Origin of the sequence: Staphylococcus arlettae (genome assembly GCF_002902345.1) — a bacterium.
Lineage (GTDB): Bacteria > Bacillota > Bacilli > Staphylococcales > Staphylococcaceae > Staphylococcus > Staphylococcus arlettae.
The window spans coordinates 3,946-15,852 of record NZ_PPQB01000022.1 but is presented as its reverse complement, the minus strand read 5'-3'; the positions used below and the strand labels follow the sequence as shown (position 1 = coordinate 15,852).

Annotated in this window: 6 protein-coding genes, 1 tRNA gene and 1 other RNA gene; 7 read left to right on the top strand and 1 reads right to left on the bottom strand. The window is 37.4% G+C overall.

The window, feature by feature from the left end; genetic code table 11:
- Window positions 1-54: 54 nt before the first annotated feature.
- Window positions 55-942, bottom strand: coding sequence for a glutamate biosynthesis transcriptional regulator GltC (gltC, locus tag CD036_RS10210; protein WP_103388570.1), 888 nt, complete (start codon window positions 940-942; stop codon window positions 55-57).
- 138 nt (window positions 943-1,080) lie between these two features.
- Between gltC and gltB the strand changes: the two genes are divergently transcribed.
- The 7 genes from gltB to ffs all read left to right on the top strand — a co-directional run bounded on the left by gltB (window position 1,081) and on the right by ffs (window position 11,695).
- Window positions 1,081-5,577: a glutamate synthase large subunit gene (gltB, locus tag CD036_RS10205; RefSeq protein ID WP_103388569.1), complete on the top strand. Its 4,497-nt coding sequence runs from the start codon at window positions 1,081-1,083 to the stop codon at window positions 5,575-5,577.
- Between the two features lie 19 nt (window positions 5,578-5,596).
- On the top strand, window positions 5,597-7,060 hold the full coding sequence (locus CD036_RS10200) for a glutamate synthase subunit beta (RefSeq protein WP_103388568.1): 1,464 nt from the start codon (window positions 5,597-5,599) through the stop codon (window positions 7,058-7,060).
- A 60-nt stretch (window positions 7,061-7,120) separates the two neighbouring features.
- Window positions 7,121-7,213 (top strand) — tRNA-Ser (locus tag CD036_RS10195).
- A 209-nt stretch (window positions 7,214-7,422) separates the two neighbouring features.
- Window positions 7,423-8,850 (top strand): PTS system trehalose-specific EIIBC component, encoded by a 1,428-nt coding sequence (treP, locus tag CD036_RS10190; RefSeq protein WP_103388567.1) that lies wholly within the window; start codon window positions 7,423-7,425, stop codon window positions 8,848-8,850.
- A gap of 93 nt (window positions 8,851-8,943) precedes the next feature.
- Complete coding sequence (gene treC / locus CD036_RS10185; RefSeq protein WP_021459292.1) at window positions 8,944-10,578, top strand: alpha,alpha-phosphotrehalase; 1,635 nt, start codon at window positions 8,944-8,946, stop codon at window positions 10,576-10,578.
- A gap of 22 nt (window positions 10,579-10,600) precedes the next feature.
- On the top strand, window positions 10,601-11,326 hold the full coding sequence (treR, locus tag CD036_RS10180; RefSeq protein WP_021459291.1) for a trehalose operon repressor: 726 nt from the start codon (window positions 10,601-10,603) through the stop codon (window positions 11,324-11,326).
- 99 nt (window positions 11,327-11,425) lie between these two features.
- An RNA gene (gene ffs, locus CD036_RS10175) (signal recognition particle sRNA large type) lies at window positions 11,426-11,695 on the top strand.
- Window positions 11,696-11,907 lie beyond the last annotated feature (212 nt).

The window sequence follows — 11,907 nt, the reverse complement described above, 5'->3', positions numbered from 1 at the left end:
TGAATTTTAGGAATTCAAAAAATTGTATAACGATCAAAGATATGATGCATATGATTAATGATATGTAGCATCACGACTTAACAAAGTGGTAATCGTGTTTTTGAGTAACGCCATATCGTGTTTACGATTGTCTTTGCGCGTCGCACAACAAATGGTACGTTTTAATTCAGTGTGAGCCAAAGAGATTTCTACCCATTTGTTGTTAGGCTTATCAATAATGTGATAGGACGGTGTAATTATAAAACCACGGTTGTGTGTTAATAAATATTTTGCTAATTGTTTGTGCGTAATTATACGTACGCGCTGTTGAATTTGCTGTTCAAGGGTGTGCTTGATTGATTGAGACGTTGCGTATAATTGGTAAATCATTTTGTCTTTGAATTGTGATAAAGGTGGATTGGTTGCCAGTGCAATAGGGTCTTCTTTGGGTACGCAAATATTATAAGTTTCTTCGAATAATGGTATGGTATCAAGGTCTCGATGTTGTTTAAGATCAGTGGATAAATCCATAAACGCTACGTCGATTTGGTCAGCTAGTAATGTGTTTGTGATTTCAGTTTCTTCCATTAACATGGGTTCTATTTTAGAGTCACTTTGACCTTCGAAGGTTTGAATTAATAAACCGAGCATTTGAGCAGTATAACTTTCAACATAACCGATACGAATGACATAACGGTTTGTTTCAGATTGGTTATGAAATAACCGCACAGTGTCCTCAGCTTGTTCAACAATTTTGTTGGCTTCAGCAAGCAATTTATGACCATCATCTGTTAAATGGATATTACGACCTTCACGTTTGAAGAGCGTTACGTTTAACTCACGCTCTAAATGACTGATTTGTCTGCTAATGGCAGATTGCGCAATGTCTAATTCTAATGCAGCTTCAGAAAGATGCTCTCTTTTAGCAACTTCAATAAAGTATTTTAATTGTTTGATTTCCATGACAATACTCCTTTTTACACAATCATTCTATTAATTAGAATGATATCATCTATTTTATATATTGAACAGATTGATTAGGTACTATATAGTAATTCTACGTAATAAATATTCAGAATTTTCGTAAAAGGGGTGAATGTCATGCTCGAATCTGTGAAAAAAGTGGGCTTATATGATAGCAGGGAAGAACATGATGCGTGTGGTATAGGATTTTATGCCAACATGGATAACAAAAGAACACACGATATTGTTGATAAATCATTGGAGATGTTGCGTCGACTAGATCATCGTGGCGGTATTGGAGCTGATGGGATGACAGGTGATGGTGCAGGTATCATGACAGAGATTCCATTTGAATTTTTCGCTAATCATGTTGATATTGATTTGCCGGCTGAAGGTCACTATGCAGTAGGACTCTTTTTTGCTAATGAATCTATTGCAGGGACAAAGCATGAAGAGCAATTCAATGCATATTTTGCTGAAGAAGGCATGACAGTGCTGGGATATAGAGAAGTTCCTGTCAATACTGATGCTATTGCACCACATGTTGCGAAAACGATGCCAGTGATCCAGCAAGTATTTGTAGCGTTAAACGATGTGCCAACTGTAGACAAAGCACTGTTTTTAGCGCGCAAACAAATCGAATATTACAGTGAAACACAAGGTTTAGCACTGTATTTTACTAGTTTATCGCATAAAACAATTGTTTATAAAGGTTGGTTGCGTTCCGACCAAATTAAACGTCTATATATAGATTTAACGCATGAATCTTATATTTCTAAGCTAGGTTTAGTACATTCACGGTTCAGTACTAATACATTTCCAAGTTGGAAACGTTCGCACCCTAATCGTCTATTAATGCATAATGGAGAAATTAATACGATAAAAGGTAATGTAAATTGGATGCGTGCACGTCAAGAACGATTGGTAGATACTGTTTTTGGAGAAGATAAACATAAAGTTAAAGCAATCGTCGATGAGGACGGTAGTGATTCAGCAATCGTCGATAATGCCTTAGAATTTTTAGCGTTAGCGATGGAACCTGAAAAAGCAGCAATGCTGTTAATTCCTGAGCCTTGGTTGTACAACAAAACGAATGATGCCAATGTTCGCGCATTTTATGAGTATTACAGTTACCTCATGGAACCATGGGATGGACCAACGATGATTTCGTTTTGTAATGGTGATAAAATTGGCGCGTTAACAGACAGAAATGGTTTACGTCCAGGACGTTATACTATTACTAAAGATAACTACATTGTTTATTCGTCGGAAGTTGGAGTTATCGATGTTCCTGAAGAACAAGTGGCTTTCAAAGGGCAGTTAAATCCTGGGAAGTTGTTACTTGTAGATTTCAACAAAAATAAAGTGATTGAAAATAATGAACTGAAAGCCCGAATCGCTGATGAATTACCATATGAAAGTTGGTTAAGCCAATTTAAAGAAGATTTAGAGTTAGCTCAAGTGCAATATCAGCCTTCGGAGTGGGATGCGGAGACGTTATCACGTTTGCAAAAGCAATTTGTCTACACGAAAGAAGAACTAGACAAATATATGACTGAAATCGTCGAAAATAAAAAGGATCCAATTGGGGCAATGGGTTATGACGTTCCGGTAGCTGTCTTGAATGATAAAGATGAATCATTGTTCAACTATTTTAAACAGCTATTTGCACAAGTTACAAATCCACCCATTGATGCTTATCGTGAAAAGATAGTAACAAGTGAGTTGTCTTATTTAGGTAGTGAAGGCAATTTATTACAACCTAATGAAGATGCGTTAAGTCGTATTCAATTACAAAAACCGGTATTAACAGAAGCGCAATTAGCTAAAATTGAAAATAGTCGCTTTAATGTGCAGCGCTTATCGACATTATATAGTCGTCGTTTAGAGGATGCTTTAGATGAGTTAGGAGAACAAGCGATTGCAGCTGTGAAACAAGGCAAGGAAATAATAGTGCTTGATGATAGTGGTTTAGTTGATGACACTGGTTTTGCTATGCCTATATTGCTAGCAGTCAGTCATATTCATCAACTGCTAATCACGCAAAATTTACGTATGGATACGAGTATTGTTGCGTTATCCGGTGAAACACGTGAAGTGCATCATGTAGCGTGTTTATTAGGCTATGGAGCGAATGCGGTCGTACCGTATTTAGCACAACGTACTATTGAAGCATTGACTAAGGATGGTCGTTTGTCTGGTGAAGTTATATCTAATGTTCAAACTTATACAGACACACTATCTGAAGGTGTAATTAAAGTTATGGCGAAAATGGGTATTTCAACAGTTCAAAGTTATCAAGGGGCACAAATTTTTGAAGCTGTAGGTTTGAGTCATGATGTAGTTAATCGTTATTTCACAGGTACGCAATCAAAATTATCAGGAATCTCAATTGATATGATTGATCAAGAAAATAAAGGACGTCAAAGTGCGACATCCCCGTATATTGAATCGGGAAGTACGTTCCAATGGCGTAAACAAGGTCAACACCACGCGTTTAATCCAACATCTATCCATTTATTACAACATGCCTGTCGCTTAAATGATTATGAGAAATTTAAAGCTTTTTCTGAAGAAGTAAATACTAAACGTACTGACCATATTCGTCATTTGATGGAGTTTAAACAACAAACACCTGTTGATATCACTGAAGTAGAACCAGCGAGTGATATCGTGCGACGCTTTAATACAGGTGCTATGAGTTATGGTTCAATTTCAGCTGAAGCGCATCAAACATTAGCGGAAGCGATGAATCGTATTGGTGGTAAAAGTAATAGTGGTGAAGGTGGAGAAAACCCAGAACGTTATATTATTGACGAAGAAGGACGTAATCATTCAAGTGCTATTAAACAAGTAGCTTCAGGCCGTTTTGGTGTGACGAGTGATTATTTACAACATGCGAAAGAAATTCAAATTAAAGTTGCGCAAGGCGCTAAACCAGGGGAAGGCGGACAACTGCCAGGTAGTAAAGTTTATCCGTGGATCGCGGAAGTAAGGGGTTCAACACCAGGGATAGGTTTGATTTCACCGCCGCCACATCACGATATTTATTCAATAGAAGACTTAGCGCAGTTAATACATGATTTGAAAAATGCGAATAAAGATGCTGATATCACAGTGAAATTAGTGTCGAAAACAGGAGTAGGCACGATTGCTGCAGGTGTAGCGAAAGCCTATGCAGATAAAATTGTTATTAGTGGTTATGATGGCGGGACAGGTGCATCACCGAAAACGAGTATTCAACATGCTGGCGTTCCATGGGAAGTAGGTTTAGCCGAAACGCACCAAACACTTATGATGAATGATTTGAGATCACGTGTAAAAGTAGAAACGGATGGCAAATTACTTACTGGTAAAGATGTAGCTTACGCTTGTGCTTTAGGTGCTGAAGAATTTGGTTTTGCTACAGCACCATTAGTAGTACTTGGATGTATTATGATGCGTGTGTGCCATAAAGATACATGTCCAGTAGGCATTGCAACACAAAACCAAGATTTACGTGCATTATTTAATGGCCGTGCAGATCATGTAGTGAATTTCATGCATTTTGTAGCTGAAGAATTACGTGAGATTTTAGCACAACTTGGCTTGAAATCCGTAGATGAACTTGTGGGACGCACAGATTTACTACAACGTGCGCCTTACCAAAAACAGCGACCTAAAGCGAATACAATGGATATTGAAGCTTTGTTGTATCAACATGATGGGGAACGACATAAATCAATTGAGCAAAATCATCATTTAGACGAAGGCTTTGATTTAACAGAATTATACCCAGATGCTCAAGCAGCGATAAATTCAGGTACTACTTTTAAAGGAGAGTATCAATTGAAGAATGAGCAACGCGATGTAGGCGTTATTACAGGTAGTGCTATCACGCGTGTTCATGGCGCAGAAGGTATGGCTGAAGATAGTATCAATGTGTATACAAATGGTCATGCAGGGCAAAGTTTAGCAGCATATACACCGAGGGGATTGACGATTCATCACACAGGTGATGCCAATGATTATGTTGGCAAAGGATTATCTGGAGGCAAAATTATTGTCAATGCCCCTAATGCAGCTCGAGAAAATGAAATTATTGTGGGTAATGTATGCTTTTATGGCGCTTCTCATGGTAAGGCATTTATTAATGGACGCGCAGGTGAACGTTTCTGTATCCGAAATAGTGGCGTGCAAGTTGTAGTCGAAGGTATAGGAGATCACGGATTAGAATATATGACTGGTGGACGTGTTGTCGTATTAGGAGATGTAGGTAAAAACTTTGGCCAAGGTATGAGTGGCGGCGTTAGCTATATCTTCCCAACAGATATTGAACAATTTAAACAAGATCACGCCTTAGATACGCTTGATTTCGATGAAGTGACAGTCGATGAAGAGCGTTCAGTATTAAAAGAGATGCTAGAAGAACATGTGAAATATACAAATAGTAAAAAGGCACAAGCGCTGCTACAAGACTTTGAGCATATCGAAAGTAAGGTAGTCAAAGTTATACCAAAAGATTTCAAATTAATGATGCAGAAAATTGACTTACAAAAACAAACAACACCGCAACTAGACGAGGCATTGCTGAAAGCATTTAATGATGAGCGCACACATATAGAAACTGACAAACCATTGTCGGCAGTATATTAAATCATAAGGGGGGATTTGCATGGGTGAATTTAAAGGATTTATGAATTATGACAAACAACAATTAGATGAGTTGTCATTAGTTGATCGTTTAAAGCATCATGCTGCAATACAACATAGATTTACTCGGGAAGAGGCAACTGTACAAGGTGCACGTTGTATGGATTGTGGTACGCCATTTTGCCAAACGGGGGAGCCTTTCGGTCGTGAGACGATAGGCTGTCCAATTGGTAACTATATTCCTGAATGGAATGATTTGGTATACAAAAAAGATTTTAAAACTGCGTATGAACGATTAAGTGAAACAAACAACTTTCCAGAATTTACAGGTTATGTTTGTCCAGCACCTTGTGAGCAATCATGTGTCATGAAAATTAATCGTGAATCTGTAGCAATCAAAGGTATTGAGCGTACCATTATAGATGAAGCATTTGAAAATGGCTGGGTACAGCCTACCCCGCCCAAAAAACGTAAACAAGAACGGGTAGCTATTGTGGGTAGTGGCCCGGCAGGTTTAACAGCGGCGGATGAGTTGAATAAATTAGGTTACAAAGTCACAGTATACGAACGCGCACAAGAAGCGGGTGGTTTATTGATGTATGGTATTCCTAATATGAAACTAGATAAAGATGTAGTGCGTCGTAGAATTCGTGTGATGGAGCAATCAGGTATCGAATTTCAAACTGGCATAGAAATCGGTGTTGATATTTCTAAAGAAGACTTAACAGAAGCGTATGATGCGATAGTGTTATGTACAGGTTCGCAAAACGCACGTGATCTACCATTAGAAGGACGTATGGGCCAAGGTATTCATTTTGCAATGGATTATTTAACTGAACAAGCACAGTACTTAAATGGTGAAATTAGTGAAACTACGATTTCAGCAGAAGGTAAAAATGTAGTCGTCATTGGTGCTGGTGATACAGGTGCAGACTGTGTAGCTACTGCATTACGTGAAAACTGTAAATCTATCGTCCAATTCAATAAATATACGAAACAAGCAGAAGCTTTTGAATTTGAAGAAAATACCCATTGGCCATTACCGATGCCGGTCTTTAAGATGGATTATGCGCATAAAGAATACGAAGCGAAATTTGGTTTTGAGCCACGCGCATACGGTGTTCAAACGATGCGTTATGATGTGGATCATATAGGTAACGTCAAAGGAGTGTATACTCAAATATTAGAAGAAACTGATGAAGGTATGATGATTGTGGATGGTACAGAGCGTCACTGGCCAGCAGATTTAGTATTGTTGTCCATTGGATTTATAGGTACAGAAACTACAGTACCCCACGCGTTTAATGTACAAACTGAACGCAACAAAATTGTGGCTGACAACAAAGATTTCAGAACTAATCAAGCCAAAATTTTTGCTGCTGGTGATGCACGCAGAGGTCAAAGTTTAGTAGTGTGGGCGATTCAAGAAGGCAGAGCTGTAGCGGATGCTGTAAACAGTTACTTACTAGAGAAAACGCCAGTATAGATATAAAAATTATATTGACTTTTGAAACGGGCTATAATATCATTGATGTTGTGTTCGTTTGGAGGAATACCCAAGTCCGGCTGAAGGGATCGGTCTTGAAAACCGACAGGGGCTTAACGGCTCGCGGGGGTTCGAATCCCTCTTCCTCCGCCATTAAGAAGTAATCCAAGACTAATAGATACAAAAGGCAAGTATTCAAGTTGTTATTGAATATTTGCCTTTTTTATTTGTCTAAAACTCATAAGATAGCTCTTATACCCATTGTTATCAGTAAAGTGAAAGAAATAAAATGAAAACCTTTACATAACTTGTCTATACATGTATACTTTCTATAAAGATTAAGTGAATGGGAGTGATCTATCTTGGCTGTAAATAAAAAGGATGTTCAAGATATTGTTGCAGCAATTGGGGGAAAGGACAACGTTGACACTGCCACACATTGTGTGACGCGTTTACGATTGGTTTTAAAAGATGATGCTAAAGTAGATAAGGACAAGTTAAGTGATAATAATTTAGTAAAAGGACAGTTTAAAGCAGACAATCAATATCAAATAGTAATCGGTCCAGGTACTGTTGATGAAGTCTATAGTCAATTTATCGAAGAAACGGGGCAAACAGAAGCATCAAAAGATGATGCCAAAGCTGCTGCTGCCAAAAAAGGTAATGTAGTACAAAGGCTTATTAAATTATTAGGTGATATTTTTATACCTATTTTACCTGCCATTGTTACAGCCGGTTTGTTAATGGGGATTAACAACTTATTGACGATGGAAGATTTATTCGGACCAGATCCGTTAGTTAAGCAGTTTCCGCAACTCGGTGATATTTCTGATATCATAAATGTTATTGCCAATACTGCATTTACGTTTTTACCAGCTTTAATTGGTTGGAGCAGTATGAAAGTGTTTGGCGGAAGTCAAATTCTTGGGTTAGTACTTGGGTTAGTTTTGATGAATCCACAATTAGTATCGCAATATGATATTGCAAAAGGTAATATTCCAACGTGGGATTTATTTGGATTAGAGATTAAACAGTTAAACTATCAAGGTCAAGTGTTACCGATTTTACTTGCAGCTTATGTGTTAGCTCAAATTGAAAAATTCCTTAATAAACGTGTGCACGATTCTATTAAGATGTTAGTAGTAGGACCAGTAGCGTTGTTAATTACAGGATTTTTAGCATTTATCGTCATAGGCCCACTTGCATTATGGATAGGTGGAGGCATTACTAGTGCTGTTACATTTATTTTCCAACATGCAGGTTGGTTAGGTGGTGCCATTTATGGATTATTATACGCGCCACTTGTAATTACAGGTTTACATCATATGTTCTTGGCAGTAGATTTCCAATTGATGGGTAGTCAGTTAGGAGGTACTTACCTCTGGCCGATAGTAGCAATTTCAAATATTTGTCAAGGTTCAGCAGCTTTCGGTGCTTGGTATATTTACAAAAAACGTAAAATGGCCAAAGAACAAGGGCTTGCAGTAACTTCCGGAGTTTCAGGATTTTTAGGTGTTACAGAACCTGCAATGTTCGGTGTCAATTTACCATTGAAATATCCATTTATTGCAGCTATTACAACATCATGTATTTTAGGTGCCTTTATTGGCGCTAGTCGTGTGTTAGGTAATGTTGGTGTAGGTGGAGTACCAGCGTTCATTTCGATTCAAAAAGAATTTTGGGTTGTGTATTTACTATGTACTGTCATTGCAATGATCGTACCATTTATTTTAACTATTATCTTTTCTAAGTTTGCGAAAGATAATACGAAAGAATTAGTAGAAGAGTAAGTAGGTAATTGAATTAATATCAAGTGAAAATTAAACTCGCTAGTACGTTTATAGCGAGTTTTTATTTAATAATAAAAGAAGGTGGAATGTACTATGGCACATAACGACTGGAGAAAGTCGGTTGTTTATCAAATTTATCCAAAATCGTTTAATGATACGACGGGTAATGGTGAAGGAGATATTAATGGCATAATTGAAAAGTTGGATTATCTACAGTATTTAGGTGTTGACTACCTTTGGTTGACGCCGATATATGAATCACCAATGAATGATAATGGGTATGATATTAGCGATTACTATAAGATTAATGAACGTTTTGGAACAATCGAAGAATTTGAAACACTAATTAGTGAAGCACATAAACGCGATCTCAAGGTTATGTTAGATATTGTAATTAATCACACGTCAACCCAACATGAGTGGTTTAAACAAGCGTATTCGGCGAAAGACAGTCAGTATAGAGATTACTATTTCTTTAGAAAATCTTCAGATGGACAGCCTCCTACGAATTGGGAATCTAAATTTGGAGGTAATGCATGGCAGTATGACGCTGACACAGATGAGTATTATTTACACCTTTTTGATGTTACCCAAGCTGATTTGAATTGGGATAATAAGGCTGTACGTGATGCACTATATGACATGATCAATCATTGGATTGATTTTGGTGTTGATGGTTTTCGTTTTGATGTAATTAATTTGATTTCAAAAGGTGAATTTAAAGATTCTGACAAGATAGGTAAAGAATTTTATACAGATGGGCCACGTGTACATGAGTATTTACATGAAATGAACCGTCGTACTTTTGGTGATAAACCGATGATGACGGTAGGAGAAATGTCATCTACGACTATCGATAATTGTGTTAAGTATACGAATCCAGAACGACAAGAGTTAAGTAGTGTCTTCAATTTCCATCATTTGAAAGTAGATTATGTTGATGGCGAAAAATGGTCGAATGCTAAACTAGATTTCATTAAATTGAAAGAAATTTTGATGGAGTGGCAATTAGGTATATATGAAGGTGGCGGCTGGAATGCTATTTTTTGGTGTAACCATGACCAACCACGTGTAGTTTCTAGATTTGGGGACGATTCAACGCCAGAATTGCATCAAAGTAGTGCTAAAATGTTGGCAATTGTGCTGCATATGTTGCAAGGTACACCTTATATCTATCAAGGCGAAGAAATCGGCATGACTGATCCGTACTTTAGTGACATAAGTCAGTATAGAGATGTAGAATCACTCAACGCTTATCGTAAAATGAAACAAGACGGATATGCTGAAGATGAAATCATTGAAATTTTAGGGCAAAAATCACGAGATAATGCTAGAACACCAGTGCAATGGACAAATGAAGCTAATGCAGGATTTACTTCAGGTACGCCATGGATTGATATTCCTAATAACTACGATGTCATCAACGTAGAAGCGGCGATTAACGACCCGAACTCAGTATTACACACATACAAAAAGTTAATTGACTTACGCCATAACAACGATATTATTACGTACGGTAGTATAGAGCCTCTTTATATGGACCATAATGAATTGTTTGTATACAAACGCCATTATCAAGGTGCAACGTGGTTAGTTATAGCGAACTTCTCTAAAGAGTCTGTTGCCTTACCAGATGACTTGAATATTGATGGAGAATATATTGTACAAAATGGTGAGATACAGCATAATATATTAAGTGGTTTTGGAGCGGTAGTCATCGCTCAATAATTAAGTAAAAGAGTTGGCTGTTATGACGAAGAAAAAATTTATAACTATATATGAAGCATTGAAAGAAGAGATATTAGATGGAAGTTTGTCATACGGTGATCAAATTCCGTCAGAAAATGATTTAGTGCAAACTTACCAAGCATCACGTGAAACAGTAAGAAAAGCTTTGCATCTGTTAGTGAGTGATGGCATGATTCAAAAAATTAGAGGCAAAGGATCCATTGTCATTTATCAACAGCTAACTGAGTTCCCATTTGCAGATTTAATGAGCTTTAATGAAGTGAAAAACGAACGCGCACTCAAACACGCGACAAAAGTTCTGAAATTAGAACTTATTCCAGCAAGCGATGTTCCAATGGTTAAAGACAAGTTAGGATTAGCGCTGGGTGCCAAACTATGGCATATAGTTAGAGTGCGAACGGTTAATGGCCAAGTTAAAATTTTAGACGAAGATTATTTAGTCGAGTCTATCATTCCAAAAATAACTTTAGATATTGCACAACAATCAATTTATCAACACATTGAAGAAACATTAGGCTTAGAGATAAGTTATGCTAATAAATCTATTACTTTTGAAGCGTTTGGTGAGCAAGAAAAACGTGTTTTTGGTCCAGTCGAACCACCATATACGGCCACAGTTAGAGGCGTCGTACATTTAAAAAATACAGAACGTTTTCAATATACTGTGTCTAAACATATAGCGACTGAATTTAGGTTTAATGACTTTTCACGGCGTCGCAAATTATAACAAATGCGCAATATACTTTAAGACTGTGTAAAAAATTATTAAGGCATTTTAAACGTTTAGCTTGCATTAATTAATGATTTTATAGTAATATAAAGTTTGCCGTGCTAGGTGGGGAGGTAGCGGTTCCCTGTACTCGAAATCCGCTTTACGCGAGACTTAATTCCTTTGCTAAGGGTACGTTTTTGTGAAGTCTGCCCAAAGCACGTAGTGTTTGAAGATTTCGGTCCTATGCAATATGAACCCATGAATCATGTCAGGTCCTGACGGAAGCAGCATTAAGTGGATCATCATATGTGCCGTAGGGTTGCCGAGATTTAGCTGTCGACTTTGGTAACGTTTGTGATACTTATTCGAAGCAAAGGTGCACGGTTTTAATATTAAAAATTATACATTTACATAAATTTTGAGGCTGGGACAATATTGATTTGTCCTAGTCTTTTTCATATTGGCAGTAGCTGACTGCATTGAAAATGCGCTTCAAACCAAGCTTTTTTCAATGCTAGTCATCCTTGCCGGGGTGGGACAACGAAATCATTTTTTCAAAATCAGATTTCTGTCCCACTCCATGTTTTAGTCGAAAC